Origin of the sequence: Arthrobacter sp. BE255, assembly GCF_031457335.1 — a bacterium.
Taxonomy (GTDB): Bacteria; Actinomycetota; Actinomycetes; order Actinomycetales; family Micrococcaceae; genus Arthrobacter.
The window spans coordinates 40,172-56,077 of record NZ_JAVDWK010000004.1 but is presented as its reverse complement, the minus strand read 5'-3'; the positions used below and the strand labels follow the sequence as shown (position 1 = coordinate 56,077).

The window sequence follows — 15,906 nt, the reverse complement described above, 5'->3', positions numbered from 1 at the left end:
TCAACATGTACCTAGACAAGCAGCCCACCGTCATTGACGCAGGCGTCTTCACCACCATGCCGGACAAATTCCGCAAAGCCGGAACGGACTCGCAGTGGGCCGCCGCCAACAAGCCCGGCCACGACGTGGATTCCTTCATCGAGGGACCGGCCTTTGACAGCTCCGGCAACCTGTATCTGGTCGATCTGGCACACGGACGGATCTTCCGGATCACCCCGGGCGGAGACTGGAGCACCGTGGCCGACTACGACGGGGAGCCCAACGGGCTACGAGTCCACCCCGACGGTCACCTTGTCGTCGCCGATTACCGCCGGGGGCTGGTGACCGTCGATCCGGAATCCGGACGGATTGGAAGCCTGCTGGCCCGGCGGAACGCCGAATCCTTCAAGGGCTTGAACGACCTCACGATTGCCTCCAACGGAGACATCTACTTCACCGACCAAGGCCAAACAGGCCTTCATGACCCCACCGGGCGGGTCTACAGGCTTCGCCCCAACGGGCAGCTCGACACTCTGATGAGCAACCTCCCCAGCCCGAACGGGCTTGTCCTGGATCTGAAGGAACGCGTCCTGTACGTGGCCATGACCCGGGACAACTCGGTCTGGCGTGCGCCGCTGACAGCAGACGGAGGCGTCAGCAAAGTCGGCCGGTTCTGCACCATGTTCGGAACCAGCGGACCCGACGGACTGGCGCTCGATGAAGCCGGGCGGATCCTCGTCGCCCACGCCTCCCTCGGCCAGGTCTTCATCTTCGCCTCGGACGGCCAGTGCGTCGAACGGATCCGCTCCACCGCAGGGCCCACATGCACCAACATCGCGTTCGGTGGCGATCACCGGAGCGATCTCTACATCACCGAATCCTCAACCGGCACGGTACTCCGGGCGCACCTGGACCTACCGGGAGTCGCGGTCCCGCGAGCCGGTTGGCCTGACTCCATCACGACGGAGCGCTGACATGACCCGCACCGAACCCGCCAGGACACTGGCACCCACATCCACCACCAGAAAACGGAGCACTGACATGAGCGTACGCGCGCAGGCGGTCCCAACAGACACCACCGGCGGCAGACACGCCCTGGTGGTCATGGACAACGTCAACAAGCACTATGGGGACCTTCACGTTCTCAAAGACATCGACCTGAAAATACACGCCGGCGAAGTCGTCGTCGTCATCGGCCCCTCAGGCTCAGGCAAATCAACACTGTGCCGCACCATCAACCGGCTGGAACCGATCGACACCGGCACCATCTCCCTCGCCGGACAGCCGCTGCCGAGCGAAGGCAAAGACCTGGCCAAACTCCGCTCCGACGTCGGCATGGTCTTCCAGTCCTTCAACCTCTTCGCACACAAAACCATCCTCGAAAACGTAACTCTGGGCCCGATCAAGGTCCGCGGCACGAACAAAGCAGAAGCCGAACGCAAGGGCCGCCAACTCCTCGAACGCGTCGGCGTCGGCAGCCAGGCCGACAAACTCCCCGCCCAGCTCTCCGGCGGACAGCAGCAGCGCGCCGCCATCGCCCGGGCACTGGCCATGGAACCCAAAGTCCTGCTCTTCGATGAACCGACCTCCGCCCTGGACCCGGAGATGGTCAACGAAGTCCTTGAGGTCATGAAAGAGCTGGCCGCCAGCGGCATGACCATGGTCGTCGTAACCCACGAAATGGGGTTCGCACGCTCCGCCGCCAACCGGGTCATCTTCATGGACTCCGGCCGCATCGTTGAGGAAGCCGCACCGGATGCCTTCTTCTCCCGCCCGGAATCAGAACGGGCCCGCGATTTTCTCTCCAAAATCATCGCCCACTAACCCTTGGGCCAGCCGGACGGCTCCACCCCACTTCAACTCACCAGAGGAATCCCTAAAATGCATCAGCACCGCTTTATTACAGCCGCCAGTGCGGCCGCCGCGATCGCCCTGCTCGCCACCGGCTGCGGAGCAACCGAAGCCGGACCGGGCGCCAGCGCCGCGCCCGTGGCCCAGAACGTCTCGTTCCCTGCCGGCACCACCATGGACCAGGCCGTCAAAGACGGCAAACTGCGGGTAGGCGGTAGGTTTGACCACCCGGGCCTTTCGCAAAAAAACCTTTCCGGCACCCAGGAGGGCTTCGAGGTGGCCATGGTGAACTACATCGCAGGGAAGCTTGGCCTCAAGCCGGAGCAGGTGGAATGGACCGAAACCAACTCCGCCAACCGCGAACAGTTCCTCCAGCAGGACAAGGTGGACATCGTGGTCTCAACGCTGTCCATCAATGACAAGCGTAAGCAGGTCATTGATTTCGCCGGGCCCTACGCCGAAGTCCCCTATGATCTGCTCATCGCCAAGGGCAATCCCAAGGGAATCAAAGACCCGGTTACCCCGGCGGGAACCACCGTCTGCTCCACCGCCGGAGGCGCCGTCTCAGCGTTCATCCGCAAGCAGTACCCCGACGTCAAGCTCGTCGAATTTGATGTCTCCTCCAAATGCATTGAAGCCCTAAAAAACGGACAGGTCGATGCTCTGTCCACGCAGGGACCGATTGGAGCGGGCTATGTAGCCGAGGACGAGGAAAACCTGGAAATGCTCGGCGCGGACCTCGGGGACCCGGAGTACTGGGGAATCGGTATCAAAAAGAGCAACACGCAGTTCTGCGAGTTCCTGAACAAGTCCCTGACCGAATTCAGCAGCGACGGATCCTACAAGAACGCCTGGACCACTTACCTGGGCGCGTCCAAAGAACAAAAGCTTCCCGCCCTGGCCAGCTGCTCCTGATCCTCCTCCCTGTCAGCGCGCCGGTCCCCCGGCCCGCTGACACGGAACCTATCCACCTGTTGAAGGACACCGATGTTAACCATCATCAACAACCTGGGGATTTTCTGGTCCGGGTTCCTCATGACCCTTGCGCTCGTAGGCGTATCCTCTCTTGCCGCCGTGCTCCTGGGGGCCGTCCTGGCCACCCTCCGGGTATCCCCGGTGCCGATCCTGCGCACCGCCGCCACCGGCTACGTCGAAGTGGTCCGCAACGTGCCCGCGACCGTCATCTTCTTCTTCACCCTGTTCGCCCTGCCGCAAATTGACGTGCGAATGGACTTCTTCGCCGCTGCCGTCACTGCCCTGAGCGTGTACTACGCGGCGTTCTTCTGCGAAGCCATCCGGTCCGGTATCAACGCCGTCGCCCCGGGCCAGGCCGAAGCAGCCCGCTCGGTCGGCATGACATTCAACAAGTCCCTGGTCCACGTCATCCTGCCCCAAGCATGGCGAAGCGTCATCCCGCCGCTGATCAACGTCTTCATCGCTCTGGTCAAAGCCTCCGCCGTCGCCAGCGCCTTCGGTGTCGCCGAGCTGTTGAACGTGATGGAGCGGGTCATTAACTCCGATGCCAGCGCCGTCATCCCCATCCTGCTCACCACCGCCATCCTCTACCTGTCCATCACCATTACCGCCGGCATCGTCGCCGGCCACATCGAACGAAAGGTGGCCGTTTCGCGATGACTACAGTTCTTTATGACGTTGCAGGACCGGTGGCCCGCCGCCGCACCGCCTACGGCACCGTGGCCGGAGTGCTCTTCCTGGCCGGGATACTCGCCGTGGTCCTGTTCAAGCTCGGCACCAACGGCCAGCTCTCCCCCCAGCTATGGGGCGTCCTGGCTAAACACGACCTGCAGACCCTCCTGGTCAAGGGACTTGTAGCCACCCTCCAGGTGGCCCTGACTTCCCTGGTGTTCTCCCTCGCCGGCGGTGTTGTCCTGGCCGTGGGCCGGCTCTCCCACCGCCGCTCGGTCAGGAGCATCTCCCGGGCCTGGGTTGAAGTGTTCCGCGGACTCCCCCTACTACTGCTCATCTTCTTCGTATTCCTCGGCCCGTCCTCTTTCGGAATCCATGTCTCAACCTTCTGGGCACTGGTCATCAGCATCTCCCTGTTCAACAGCGCAGTCATCGGTGAGATCATCCGCGCCGGAATCCAATCACTTCCCAAGGGACAGGCCGAAGCCGGGTACGCCATCGGTCTGTCCCGGATAGCCACCCTCCGGCTGATTCTCATTCCGCAGGGAATCCGCATCGTGCTGCCGTCCCTCGTGGCACAGCTCGTCACCCTGCTGAAGGAAACCTCCCTCGGCTTCATCATCGGATACGAGGAACTCCTCCGCAGCGGACGCATCGCGGTGGAATACCTCGGAGGCAAATACGCCATCCCCGTTTACACTGCCATCGCCCTCTTCTATCTCATCACCAATCTGGCCCTGTCATGGGCGGCCAGAAGGATAGAGCGACGGACCAAAACCAAAACAGCGGCCAAAGCGGCACCCGAAGTCAAGCCCGAATGACGTCCGCGAACACGGAGAGGGAGCCGGCCCCTTGCGGCCCGCCCCAGGTTCCGCCCGGCAATATCGATGTGGCTCAGTGGACGCAGCTGAGCCTAGGCGACGGAATCCGCGTCCTGGATCAAAGAGGGGTCCTAATCCAAGGCCTCATCGACGCCCGCAGCACCGACGGGCAGACCATCTGGGTCACGGGAGGCAGCCTTCGCAGCCGACGTCTCTTTCACATCAGCGACGACATCCGGCTGCAGCGAACAACCCGGGCGCTGAACCGGACATGACCCACAGCTAATAAGCAACAAGTAGCCCGTCCGACCCAAAGCGAAACAGACCGCCGCATTCCGTCTGTTCGACAGACCCAGTTAGGGGACCCGAGTGTCTGCCGTTCCGTGGTCCTTCGGGTTATCCACCTAATTAATGCTCATGCAGGCAGCTTGGGCGGGTTCCAGGCTGATGACCGGGTACGCAGGCATAGCCGCCGGAGCCGACGCGTTCATGCTCGGCGTCATGGCTGCATTATTCGCGGTCCCCGCTATGGTGGCCGCACTCCCGGCCGGGAGGTGTCGTCCCGCATAGGGACTGGGGCTTTTGTGGACGCGTCCAACTGGACACCTAATACGCCTGGTCATCAGGCGCTGAACTGCTCCGCCGCCACCCCCGCGGTTGACCGCGTCGCCGCCTTCACCGGCTGCAGCATCAACAAGACGGCCGCCTACACCCTCACCGCCGCTTCCCGCGGACCTATCTTCACACTCAGCAACCCGCACCGTCATCGCCGCAGGGGCGGGCCCACCAAACTGGGATTCACGGCGCAGACCTCCGGCTCCCGGCCGGCGTCGCCTGGGAGCGGCGGCGGGCAAAGTTGGACGCTAATTCCGGTTGTGCCCTGTCTGGCGCGAAAGCAGTGCCTTCTTGAAGTGGGTTTCGGCGGTGTCCACCTGAGCGGCGGGAGCGCTGGGGGAGAAGACCCGCAGGATGCTGAACTGGAAGTGCCGTGCATGGCTGGCGTCGGCGCCGGCCAGTTCGCGGAGGGCGACATTGCCGCCGTGGCCGTTCCTGGCATAGTCGCTCCATCGGCCCAGGAAGCGCTCGGCACCGTCGGCCTTGCCGACATACAGCTTGCCGTTCTTGGTGTCCGCGATGAGGTAGATGCCCTGCACTGAGCTGAGGGCTGTCCGCCATTGGCTGTAGCGGTCATCAGCGATCACGGCCTGGAGTTCGTCGTAGCTGATGAGGAGCGAGTCGAAGCCGGGGAAAGGCTGGGTCTGCGGATCGGCAATCTCGACCACCGCCATGGGGCTGGCTGTCCTGCCACCTCGCCGTGGTTCTCGAAGGCGGTGATAAACCGGGCCCGCCGTCCGCTGGTGGCCTGAAAGTTCAGCCAGATCCTGGGCGGCGTTTTCCCGATCTTGTTGTTGTGCCCCTGTTCGCGCGTATAGGGCAAAAGATTCGGCCCAAGGCGTCAGCCGGAGTTTCAAACCACCAGGATTGAGCGTGTGCCGGATAACAACCACATCATCCGGAGCAAGCCCGGCAGCCTGGAATAGGTGGCCTAGTCTCAGGTCACCGGTGATGTCGTCGATCATGCACAGCCTTCGCGTAGTCCCACCCGCCTGCATCTCGGGCGTGCGTCTTAGCGTAGGCCCTGGGGGCAGTCGTGACCGGCAGCCCGGTAGGCGTTCAGCCGCCAGCTGCTCCTGCCGGCGCTGTTCTTCAACTTCGGAAGCTGAGGGCCGGCAATCTCCAGCGGGTCGACTAGGTTCGGGGGACAGCTTGCCGCCGAGTGGTCCGGGGAACGCTCCTTCCCTTTCGGTGAGCTATTCGTTCAAAAGCTACTCCGCAAGTTACCCACAACCAGCGCTTCTCGGCCTCGGACTCCGGCGGCGGGGTCCGGCGATCTGCCATGTCACGAATGGCGCGGTTTCCACGTGTAACTCCACTTGGTAGCCAAGGTCCGCGACGTACGGCTTGCGGACCTGATTGTCCAGCACGAGGTACGACCACAACGATTCCTCGATCGAGATCCCCCAGATGTCGGTGATCGCGTTGGCCAGCCGTTCTTCTTCTTCTTGCATACTGGGCAATCTCTCTCGTCAGAAGGGTGCGCGCTGTCTCGCGCACTCCCGTTCCGGCGCCGGCCGGACGACGGACGGGGGATGAAAGGCACCTGTTGCCTCATTGCAATACCTCCGGGAAGAGTGTTGACATTGAGGTTGAGGTCGGTTTCAATTATGAGTGAATCGGTGTTGGCCCAGACGTGCCAAAGACGGCATGCCCGCCCTTCGGTGGACGGTAGACGCGAACTCCGTGGCGGCTGGCGCGGGCGACACAGGAGCAGAGAGTGGCTATGACAGTAATGACGCTGCACACCGCCGACCAGACCCCCGGCCAGCAGCTGGACGAGCGCGAGGACATGTGGGAGAGGGCCATGCGCGAGCGGCTGAGTCCCATGGGGATCCGGCTCTCCCGAGACGACTGCGGTGCCGGCGGGGTGCAGTCGGCCGACCTGGCCGACCTGGTGCTGACTGACTGGGACTGTCCACCCATGGACGGGTACGTGCAGCGCAGCTCGTTGCAAGCCGTGTCCGACCAGGACGTGATCTTCGTACTCGCCGGATACGGCGGGGAGGAGCGCTTGTCGTCCGCCTGGAACGACACCGTGGTCGATCGGGGGACCCTTCTCATCATGAGTGGCGGCGCCTCGGGCCGCGGCAGCTTTAGCGTGCCTCACAGGATGCGCAAGCGCACACTCGTCCTTCCTCGTCCCGCCCTCATGGCCGCCGGTAGCGGTCTGAGAATTCCCCAGTCTCTCGCCCTGGGACCAGATCGCCCCTTGGTCAACATCTTTCACACCTTCCTGGACCAGGTGTGGACCGGACTGCCCGACATGGCCGCCGCTGAACGGGAGGCGGCGCGGACGGCGTTGATCGCCCTGATCGCGGGTATCGTCCGATCGGACGGAGTCGGCGTGAACGAACAGTCTGCTCTGCCGGCACTGCGGGCGCAGCTCGATCGTTCCATCGCCGAACGACTGAAGGATGGCCCCGTCCGCCTGGAGGAGCTGGCGGCCGAGCACCGGGTCTCGACCCGTACCATCCACCGGGCCTTCGCGTTGACCGGCGACACCATGAAGTCGGTGGTCCGCGCGCAGAGGCTCGCCGCAGTGCGGCAGGACCTGCTCAACACCAACCTGACGATCGCCAGGATCGCGCACCGCTGGAACTACTATGACGCGAGCCACCTCGGCCGGGAGTTCCGCGAGGTCTTCGGCCTCTCGGCCGGCGAGTACCGCGAGAACTACGCCAGCGACACGGGTGGAGAGATCCGGTCGGCCTTCGACCACAGCGTGCTCGCGGCGTCGACGGTGGGGGAGGCGTCGTGACTGCCTGGCGGACGAGCGACGCGCGTCGCTGCTCGTGGGCCCTAATAGCGAAGGCCGAAGACTGTGAGGTGTGGGTTGAACCTCGGCAGCTTGGAGGCGCACCGGCTTACCGTCTGACGACTTCTGCTCTGTACGCTGCAACTCCCTGAACGTGGAGCCAGGAAATAGTCATATGAAGCGATCAATGTTCAAGTCCAAAATCCACCGTGCCACCGTTACGCACGCAGACCTGCATTACGTAGGTTCAGTCACCGTTGACCTGGACCTGCTCGAAGCCGCCGACATCCTGCCCGGCGAACTCGTGGCGATCGTCGACGTGACTAACGGCGCGCGACTGGAGACATACACTATCGCCGGCGAACGGGGTTCCGGCGTAATCGGCATCAACGGCCCAGCCGCGCATCTTGTGCACGAACACGACACGGTCATCCTCATTACTTACGCCCAAATGAGCACCGAAGAGTCCCAAACCTACGAGCCGCTGATAGTCCATGTCGACCAGAACAACCGCATGGTCCAACTCGGCAACGACCCCGCCGAGAGTATCAATCCCGGTCTCCTGCGGCCCCCGTTTGCCCTTTTCGGTGCCCAGCACTAGTTCGGTGCCCAGTACTAGAAGGACAAGGATTCCAGGACACCCTGCGCATGCCGGTGGCCCGGGAAACAAAACACATGTCGATGAATCCACATCTTTGCCCGCCCCGCTGCGGGTGGTGTTCCCTGTGGAGGGCAGCAGCACCGTGTGGCGGCCCCCGCCATGGTGCGGTTGAGGCTGGCCAGCGTATCGGCGACCAGCCGCCGCGCCGCGAGGCTGTTCCGCGAGGTCAATAAGGACTCGTTCTACGTCGGCGGTGAGCCGCGGGACCAGTTCGTCCAGATTGAGGTCGTCCACATCGCCGGTGGTGCAGAAGACGACGGGCGACCCGTCAACGACCAGGTCGCGGGAACCATGGGAATGACGGTCGAGGATCTTATGGAGGGCTACTTCACTGTGGTCAATAGGGTGCTCAAGCGTGGTCGAGGACTGTGGCTACGAGGTGGAGTTCCACGTCGAGAACGCCCCTGCGCGTGGCCAGCCCACCACATGCCGTTGTCCATGTCGCCGTGGCCCAGCACCTTGTCCCTGTCGCGCACCCCCGATGCGAGGTTCGCGACTTCGGCGAACGTTGCAGGGGGACGACGGTTCTCACTTATCCCGAAACCGTCACGCTGGCCGACTTGCTCACCAGCCCCGGGTCCGTGAACAGTTCATCGATACACGCGGAGCGAATGTCGACCAGAACACCCTCCACATCCTCGTAAACCGGATCATCCCCGAGGCCCGGGACTCGATGCCGTGGCGTTCGGAGGAGTGGGTGCCGCGCGGCGACGAGTTCGGCACTTGTATTGTCCAGTCGCGGCGTCGGTCGTCGATCCCCTCGGGCTCGTTGTCATGCGGCCGACGGAACGGCTGAATTGATCTGATACACAACGGCACGGGCGGTGGAGTAGTCAGCCCTTCCGTTCGACCTGGTGGGCAACCTGTCGAAGCGGACCCGTGCCGGGGCCGAAATTGGTAGCGCAAGCATTCCGGTCGAGGTAGTCCGGCATGTCCCGGGCTTCTTACCCCGCGTCCTTCGCCACTGTTGCTCTTCGTTCCACCAGGTAAACAGCTCGCGGTCTATCAGATGGCGTGAGGCCCGGCCGGCGCGGAGGAGCAGGTGACGAGGCCCATCCGGGCTCGATTCGGCGCGACGGTAGGGCAGAGAAGCGAAGTTCATGGCAACGTCACCTAACATGGCGTGCGCGTTCAATGGAAGATCGTGCTCACGGCAGCAGCAGCCATATTCCGGCGGCAGCCGCAGCGCAGAGCGCAAGCATGGCCACGACGGCCGGCGCGGCGCGCCGTTCGCTCGGCAGAAAGCGGAAGAGCCTGGACAGCGCGATCAGCACTGCGGCCGGTGGTGCGGATAGCCAGAAGTCGCGCATGGCCCCGCGCCCGGCGGCGTCGAGCGGGGCATCCGAATACGCCGCTATCCGGGTGATGGCGCGTATCGTCTGCCCCACCTTCGCCCGCGAGGGTGCCCGACCCGCGACGACGGCACGCAGCGCCTCCTCGAGCGGCTCCAGGATGTTCGACCAGTGTGCCCGGAACACGATGGTGCCCGAGGGGTCGATGAGGTACGCCGAGCTGGGGCGGGTGCCGAACGCGCGGTGCACCGTGCCGTCGATGTCGTCGACGGCGACCTCGAAGGCGAAGCCGTGGTGGCTCTCGAGAGAGCGCGCGTTGCGCATCTTCTCCTCGATCACGCGTGGCTGCGGAATGTTCGCGCCAGGGTGCGCCTCTCGTACGTTCACCGCTACGAACCGGACCGCGTCACCGTATGTGCGGTGCAGGTCGGGCAGCCGCCGCCCCGCGCTCTCGGTGGCCGGGCAGGTTAGTGAACCGAAGACGAGCAGGACGGGGCGGCCGTCCGCGGCGATGCTGTCGCTGCTGAACCGCCCTCCCTCGGTCGTGGGCAGGTCGATGTGGGGAATCTTGTCTCCAGGTCCCAGGTCGTCCTTGGGAATCCACATATCGCGCATGATGACCGAGAAGGTCGGCCGGTCTATGCGGTAACGGGCACCCTCGTCATGGGTCGTGCTAGCTGTGCTCAAGGGTTCTCCTTACATGGGGCGCCCGGAGATGGAAGAGGTCCCGGGGCACAACTGGGGCGCTCTCGCCAGTCGCGTTCCAGTTGGGCCTCCTGCCGACGTCGTGCGGAACCGCTCCCAGGCCTCGGCCGCGGGCATCATGTTGACCAATCTTCCGATCCTCTTGGAGTGGTCCGCTGCAGGTGGCATGACCTCGGACACACAACCTACCAATGCCCGACTGGCGGCTCATAGGACGATTGCGCCGCGCCCCGGTACGGGTGCGCCACCGCCTGTGAGCAGGCAGCCAGGCGAGTCCGTGGGCTCGGCGGGTAGTCGCCAAGCGAGACCGGACATACTGGTCAACCACCACTACAGCTTCTACTGCGTCGACGTGAACCGGCCGAGCCCTTGCCCAGCCGTTGGGCGAGGCTGACCGGACGTGTCCTTCGTGCAGACGGTGGCCAGCAGTGCGCTCAGACCCCCGCACCCGGAGTAGCCGTAGCCGGAGCGCTGCTTTTATAGCCGTGGACCTCGATAATCGTGTCGTCCACGTCAACGAGCGTGTATTCCCCGGCGCTGCCGTCGATCAGCGGTCTCCCGTTCCGTCTCGGTAAGTTGCGTCACCGAACGGCAGGACGTGGATCTGTTACCGGCACGTCGATGTCGTGGCCCTGCGCCCGCAAGTACGCTATATGGCTTGCTGTTTCAGAGACTGCCAGGCGCAGTGAAAAGGCCTGCAGGGACTTCCAACCGCGGGACCACGTCAGGTGCTGCGCGATGTCCCATATGGTTGCAGGCCGGTGGTCCTCCAGGACCTGGAGGACCTCGACGGAGCGTTGGCGGTTGTGTTCCAATAGCTGTGCGACCCGGCGCTGCATCCCGGTGAAACGGTACTCGTGCGCCGGGCAGACCTCCATCTCATCCTCGAACGCGATCAACTCCAGCGACGCGTAGTACTCCGCCAGCGGGTTGGCCGGCCCCGGCAGGTCCAGGGCTATATGCGGGGAGATGCGCGGCAGTACGTGGTCACCGCTGAATATCAGGCCGCGGGGCTCATCGACCAGGCAGATATGCCCCGGTGAGTGGCCGGGAGTGTGGACCACTCGCAGGTCCAGCCCCTTGGCGGGCACCAGGGCGCCGTCGGTGAGCCGCAGGTCCGGATCCGCGAGGTTATGCAGATGGATGAGGCCGGGGAGGTCCATGGCCACCTCGGCCAGCCTGTCCGCCGGAACCCCCCACAACGTCAACTCCTCGCGGTCGATGCGCAGGACAAGGTCATGGTCGTCTGAGGCAGTGCGCCGGCGCACTTCCTGGTCCCCGAGGGCAACCCATGCCCCTGATGCCATCCGCAGGCGAGCAGCCATGCCCAGATGGTCCGGGTGGAAATGGGTGGCGACGATTCCCGTCAGATCGGTGAGCCCGAGGCCGGCTTGCCGCAGGCCAGCGGTCAGATGGTCCAGACCGGCGTCAGTGTCCCAGCCCGGATCGATCAGGACGGCGTCGCCGTCGCCCAGGAGCAGGTAGCTGAGGGTGTAGCGCATGGGATTGCCAGGGAATGGGACGGGGATGGACCACACCTCCGTGCCGATTTGTTCAACGGGCGGCAGTACCTTGTTCTGCCACGCTTCCTTTTGGGCGTGACCTGTGAGGGTAATTGGTTCCAGACTTGGAGAGTTCACGCCGCATCGCCTGCCCGGGCCGGGATCCGTTTAAGGGTTTCGGCTGCAATCGGTTCATTAACTACCCCCCGGTGATGCAACCCTCCATCCAGCCGGACCTCGACGATCTCGCCAACAAAGGACTGCGACTGGTCCGTGCGGCGCATGCTGGCACGACCAGTATCTTGGAACCTCATGAGTCAATCTCTTCCTTCTCTAGTGTCGGCCATTTTGTGAGTTGATCACTTCTGTCCAAATCCGGAGGCTGTCTGGCCAAGACCCTTTAGACGGTGTGCTCGGCGCCGGGGACCTGCCCCGGGATTCGAGGCTTCACCCTGGGTTCAATTTGGGCCGTCGATGGCGACTCCGCCAATCCACAGCGCGCTTATCTCGTCTGCGACCTTTTCGAGATTGACGGAAACGCCGGAACTTCTGACTACGAACGCGGAGAACGCATACTGCTCGGCCATCCCACCGAGGAGCGCGGCCGAGAGGGCGCAGTCCACTTCCTCCCGTACTTGGCCGGCCGCTTGGCCGCGCCGGAGGCTCCGTTCGATACGGCGGTAGAACATGTGCCGGGCGTCATCCATGATGCGGTTGACGTCGGGGTCGGTCAGGAAGGTCTCGTAGGCGAGACGGTAGAGATCCGCATTCATGGAATACCCCTCGAGGTACAGGAGAGTGGTCTCCCGCACCGAATGACCCGGGTCGTCAGCCCGCCAGGGTGAGCGGGAAGATTTGTAAAGTGAGTCGAAGAATTCGGCAAGGATGGCCAGCAGCACCTCACGCCGGCTGTCGAAGTAGCGGTAGAAGGCGCCCAGTGACAGTCCCGCTCTCTCCGTAATGTCCTGAATTCGAGTGCCCGTGTAGCCGGTCTCGCCGAAACACACACGGGCCGCTTCGAGAATGGCGTGGCGGGTTCGCCGCCCTTTCGCGGTCCGCGGCAGTTCGCGTTTCGGCATCGCTGACGCGGCGCTTTGCGGGTCGACCTCGTGCTCCTCCATACCTGCCCTCTCCGGTTATCCGTGACCGCTGTTGCGGAACATCATTTATAGGCTATCATTTTCGTAAAAGTGATGTAGCTTTCACTTTTTGGGATCTTGCAAAGGAGCAAATATGACGCCCGTAAAACCACGAGTAGAACGCGACGGCGACGCTCGTCGGTGTGCGTCGCCGACGTACTCATCCGCTACATTGCTCCCCTGGAGGTTTGATCATGGCATCTAGAATCCTGTCCCGGCGCGACCTCGACTTCCTGCTCTTCGAGTGGCTTAAGGCCGATGAACTTTCGGCTCGCCCACGATTCACGGATCACTCGCGCGACACGTTCGACGCGGTGCTCGACCTTTCCGCAGAGCTCGCCGAAGAGACGTTCGCATCGCACAACGCCCTGAGCGACGCCAACGAGCCCCAGTTCGACGGTGAGCGCGCGCACGTGATCCCCGAGGTGGGTGAGGCGCTGCGGGCGTTCAACAAGTCGGGCCTGCTCTCCGGCGCGATGGACGAGGAGGTAGGTGGCACCCAATTGCCGCATGTGGTCGACCGAGCGTGCTTTGCCTGGTTCCAGGCCGCGAACATCGCCACGTCGGCCTACCCGATGTTGACAGCCGCCGCGACGCGGGTTCTGCTCGCATTCGGGACGGAACGCGATGTCGAGCGCTATGCCACTCCGATGATCGAAGGTCGCTTCTTCGGGACCATGTGCCTCTCTGAACCGGATGCGGGATCGTCGCTTGCAGACATCGCCGTGAGGGCCGAACTGCAGCCCGACGGCACCTTTCGGCTGTTCGGAGGCAAAATGTGGATCTCCGGCGGGGACCACGAGATGAGCGAAAACATTGTTCACCTCGTGCTGGCGCGCGCTGTGGACGCGCCTCAAGGCATCAGGGGCCTGTCGCTGTACGCAGTGCCCAAGTACCTTGTCGAACCGGACGGCTCCATCGGCGAGCGAAACGACGTGGCACTGGCAGGTCTCAACCACAAGATGGGGTACCGCGGAACGACCAACACGGTGCTCGACTTCGGTGGCGGCCGCTACCGGCCTCGGGGGCAAGCGGGGGCGATCGGCACGCTCATCGGTGAGGAGAATCGCGGTCTTGCCTACATGTTCCAGATGATGAACGAAGCGCGCATCGCGGTCGGCGCGGGGGCCGCCGCGCTCGGTTATACGAGCTTTCTGCATGCGGTGGACTACGCACGGACACGCTCACAGGGCCGTCCCGCCGACGCCAGGGCTCCGGAGTCGTCACCAGTGCCGATCATTCGGCATGCCGACGTGCGCCGAATGCTGCTCACGTCCAAGGCATACGTCGAAGGGGCCATGGCACTCGTGCTCTACGCAGCACGGTTGCTCGATGAAAGCGAGACCGGCGAAACCGCCGCGGATCGCGATCGCGCCACGATCCTGCTGGATGTGCTCACCCCGATCGTGAAAAGCTGGCCGTCCCAATGGTGTCTGGCCGCGAATGACTTAGCCATTCAGATCCACGGAGGATATGGGTACACCCGCGATTACCCCTTGGAACAGTTCTACCGCGACAACCGCCTGAACCCCATCCATGAGGGCACCCACGGCATCCAGGCGCTTGATCTGCTCGGCCGGAAAGTGCGCATCCACGGCGGAACAGGATTGGCGCTGCTGCTCGAAGCGATCCGGGCCACAGCGGCCCAAGTAGCCGATTCCGACGAGTTCGCCGGCCCCGCCAGAACGCTGACGGCCGCAGCGGCCAGAATCGAGGAGATCACCGCGTTGCTGTGGGCAGACGGGGAACCCACAGCCGCGCTAGTGTCGGCCAGCAGCTATCTCGAGGCGCTAGGTGACGTCGTCGTCGGCTGGCTCTGGCTGGAACAGGTGATCGCATGTGGTGACCGCGACGACGACTTCTACCGAGGAAAACGGTTGACGGCGAGCTACTACTTCACAGACATTCTCCCGCGCATCCGCACCGCTCTCGACCTGCTCGAGGCCCGTGATCAGACTCTGGTTGAACTTGACGATTCGATTCTGTGAGGCCAGCGAGCACTCAGACAGCCGCCGCGCAGGCCGGGCTACGCGGTATGGCGCCCTAGCGCTCGGCCAGGGCAATCCCGACCGCCTGTGCGCGTTATCCGCCGCAGCGACAATCACGGACGCCGATGGCGGCACATTTTGGGAGCAACGAGGCGACATAAGGAGATGTCAATGAAGATTATCGTGCTGGTGAAGGAAGTCCCCGACACGTACGGGGACCGCAAGCTCGATCTCGATACGGGGCTCGCGGACCGCGCGGCGGGCGAGGTAGTGCTCGACGAGATCGGAGAACGTTCCCTCGAGGTCGCGCTCTCGTTCGCTGACAAGAACGCGAACACCGAGGTGGTTGTGCTGTCGATGGCGCCGGAGAGCGCCACAGCGACATTGCGCAAGGGCCTCACTATGGGTGCGACATCGGCGGTGCAGGTGGCCGACGAGGGCCTGAGCGGGGCGGACCTTGGGCTGACTGCAGAGGTGCTCGCCGCCGCGATCCGGCGCACCGGGTTCGACCTCGTGATCGCGGGCAACCTGTCCACGGATGGGACGGGCGGGGTGCTGGCAGCGATGGTCTCGGAATTGCTCGGTGTGCCGCACGCGACGTCGCTGACATCGATCGAAATCGCTGCAGAAAAGGTGACCGGTGTTCGCGTGACGGAGGACGGCACGATGCAGGTGAGCGCGGCGATGCCTGCCGTGGTGTCGATCACGGAGGCTTTGCCGGATGCGCGGTTGCCGAACTTCAAGGGGATCATGGCGGCGAAGAAAAAACCGTTCGAGACTCTTTCGCTCGCCGACGTGGGAGTCGATGCGGATTCCACAGAGTACGCGCGGTCGATCGTGACTACGGTCTCCGAGAAGCCGGCCCGCGGCGCGGGCCTGAAAATAATTGACGAGGGCGATGCCGGCGACAAACTTGCCGACTTTCTCCTGCAGAACCGCCTGGTGTGA

At 63.7% G+C, this 15,906-nt stretch carries 14 protein-coding genes and 1 pseudogene; 9 read left to right on the top strand and 6 right to left on the bottom strand.

From position 1 onward, the window contains the following. Positions 1–5: 5 nt before the first annotated feature. The 5 genes from J2X42_RS08985 to J2X42_RS08965 all read left to right on the top strand — a co-directional run bounded on the left by J2X42_RS08985 (position 6) and on the right by J2X42_RS08965 (position 4,298). The gene (locus tag J2X42_RS08985; protein ID WP_310164377.1) at positions 6–953 is read left to right on the top strand and encodes an SMP-30/gluconolactonase/LRE family protein; all 948 of its coding nucleotides are present in this window, start codon (positions 6–8) and stop codon (positions 951–953) included. Between the two features lie 67 nt (positions 954–1,020). Continuing rightward, positions 1,021–1,803 carry an amino acid ABC transporter ATP-binding protein gene (locus J2X42_RS08980; RefSeq protein ID WP_310164805.1) on the top strand — a complete coding sequence of 261 codons (783 nt, stop codon included), beginning with the start codon at positions 1,021–1,023 and terminating at the stop codon, positions 1,801–1,803. Between the two features lie 57 nt (positions 1,804–1,860). Then, entirely contained in the window at positions 1,861–2,745 is an 885-nt protein-coding gene (locus tag J2X42_RS08975; protein ID WP_310164376.1) for a glutamate ABC transporter substrate-binding protein, read from the top strand. A gap of 72 nt (positions 2,746–2,817) precedes the next feature. Beyond that, entirely contained in the window at positions 2,818–3,465 is a 648-nt protein-coding gene (locus tag J2X42_RS08970) for an amino acid ABC transporter permease (RefSeq protein WP_310164375.1), read from the top strand. Next, positions 3,462–4,298, top strand: a complete 837-nt coding sequence (locus tag J2X42_RS08965) for an amino acid ABC transporter permease (RefSeq protein WP_310164374.1) — start codon at positions 3,462–3,464, stop codon at positions 4,296–4,298. Before J2X42_RS08970 ends, J2X42_RS08965 begins: the two co-directional genes overlap by 4 nt. 863 nt (positions 4,299–5,161) lie before the next feature. Here the strand turns inward: J2X42_RS08965 and J2X42_RS08960 are convergent. Then, a complete protein-coding gene (locus tag J2X42_RS08960) occupies positions 5,162–5,587 on the bottom strand; it encodes a GIY-YIG nuclease family protein (protein ID WP_310164373.1) in 426 nt (141 codons plus the stop codon). 549 nt (positions 5,588–6,136) lie between these two features. Next, positions 6,137–6,367, bottom strand: a complete 231-nt coding sequence (locus J2X42_RS08955; RefSeq protein ID WP_310164371.1) for a hypothetical protein — start codon at positions 6,365–6,367, stop codon at positions 6,137–6,139. A gap of 281 nt (positions 6,368–6,648) precedes the next feature. Here J2X42_RS08955 and J2X42_RS08950 point away from each other — a divergent pair, with 281 nt between their 5' ends. Together J2X42_RS08950 and panD are read left to right on the top strand one after the other, a co-directional pair. Further along, positions 6,649–7,674, top strand: a complete 1,026-nt coding sequence (locus J2X42_RS08950) for a helix-turn-helix transcriptional regulator (protein WP_310164370.1) — start codon at positions 6,649–6,651, stop codon at positions 7,672–7,674. Positions 7,675–7,846: 172 nt separating this feature from the next. Then, entirely contained in the window at positions 7,847–8,272 is a 426-nt protein-coding gene (gene panD / locus J2X42_RS08945; RefSeq protein ID WP_310164369.1) for an aspartate 1-decarboxylase, read from the top strand. Between the two features lie 1,208 nt (positions 8,273–9,480). Here the strand turns inward: panD and J2X42_RS08940 are convergent. From J2X42_RS08940 to J2X42_RS08925, 4 genes and pseudogenes are all read right to left on the bottom strand, one after another. Further along, positions 9,481–10,311 (bottom strand): redoxin domain-containing protein, encoded by an 831-nt coding sequence (locus J2X42_RS08940; RefSeq protein WP_310164368.1) that lies wholly within the window; start codon positions 10,309–10,311, stop codon positions 9,481–9,483. A gap of 365 nt (positions 10,312–10,676) precedes the next feature. Next, positions 10,677–10,856, bottom strand: a pseudogene (locus tag J2X42_RS08935) (IS1380 family transposase); the annotation flags it as partial. A 54-nt stretch (positions 10,857–10,910) separates the two neighbouring features. Next, positions 10,911–11,969: an MBL fold metallo-hydrolase gene (locus tag J2X42_RS08930; RefSeq protein ID WP_310164367.1), complete on the bottom strand. Its 1,059-nt coding sequence runs from the start codon at positions 11,967–11,969 to the stop codon at positions 10,911–10,913. A gap of 320 nt (positions 11,970–12,289) precedes the next feature. Beyond that, complete coding sequence (locus J2X42_RS08925; RefSeq protein WP_310164366.1) at positions 12,290–12,952, bottom strand: TetR/AcrR family transcriptional regulator; 663 nt, start codon at positions 12,950–12,952, stop codon at positions 12,290–12,292. Positions 12,953–13,164: 212 nt separating this feature from the next. Here J2X42_RS08925 and J2X42_RS08920 point away from each other — a divergent pair, with 212 nt between their 5' ends. Continuing rightward, complete coding sequence (locus J2X42_RS08920) at positions 13,165–14,958, top strand: acyl-CoA dehydrogenase (protein WP_310164365.1); 1,794 nt, start codon at positions 13,165–13,167, stop codon at positions 14,956–14,958. A gap of 171 nt (positions 14,959–15,129) precedes the next feature. Further along, on the top strand, positions 15,130–15,906 hold the full coding sequence (locus J2X42_RS08915) for an electron transfer flavoprotein subunit beta/FixA family protein (RefSeq protein ID WP_310164364.1): 777 nt from the start codon (positions 15,130–15,132) through the stop codon (positions 15,904–15,906).

Excerpts from the sequence above, each read along its gene's own strand:
- J2X42_RS08985 (WP_310164377.1), top strand. The coding sequence starts at position 6 with ATGTACCTAGACAAGCAGCCCACCGTCATTGACGCAGGCGTCTTCACC.
- J2X42_RS08980 (WP_310164805.1), top strand. The coding sequence starts at position 1,021 with ATGAGCGTACGCGCGCAGGCGGTCCCAACAGACACCACCGGCGGCAGA.
- J2X42_RS08975 (WP_310164376.1), top strand. The coding sequence starts at position 1,861 with ATGCATCAGCACCGCTTTATTACAGCCGCCAGTGCGGCCGCCGCGATC.
- J2X42_RS08970 (WP_310164375.1), top strand. The coding sequence starts at position 2,818 with ATGTTAACCATCATCAACAACCTGGGGATTTTCTGGTCCGGGTTCCTC.
- J2X42_RS08965 (WP_310164374.1), top strand. The coding sequence starts at position 3,462 with ATGACTACAGTTCTTTATGACGTTGCAGGACCGGTGGCCCGCCGCCGC.
- J2X42_RS08960 (WP_310164373.1), bottom strand. The coding sequence starts at position 5,587 with ATGGCGGTGGTCGAGATTGCCGATCCGCAGACCCAGCCTTTCCCCGGC.
- J2X42_RS08955 (WP_310164371.1), bottom strand. The coding sequence starts at position 6,367 with ATGCAAGAAGAAGAAGAACGGCTGGCCAACGCGATCACCGACATCTGG.
- J2X42_RS08950 (WP_310164370.1), top strand. The coding sequence starts at position 6,649 with ATGACGCTGCACACCGCCGACCAGACCCCCGGCCAGCAGCTGGACGAG.
- panD (WP_310164369.1), top strand. The coding sequence starts at position 7,847 with ATGAAGCGATCAATGTTCAAGTCCAAAATCCACCGTGCCACCGTTACG.
- J2X42_RS08925 (WP_310164366.1), bottom strand. The coding sequence starts at position 12,952 with ATGGAGGAGCACGAGGTCGACCCGCAAAGCGCCGCGTCAGCGATGCCG.
- J2X42_RS08920 (WP_310164365.1), top strand. The coding sequence starts at position 13,165 with ATGGCATCTAGAATCCTGTCCCGGCGCGACCTCGACTTCCTGCTCTTC.
- J2X42_RS08915 (WP_310164364.1), top strand. The coding sequence starts at position 15,130 with ATGAAGATTATCGTGCTGGTGAAGGAAGTCCCCGACACGTACGGGGAC.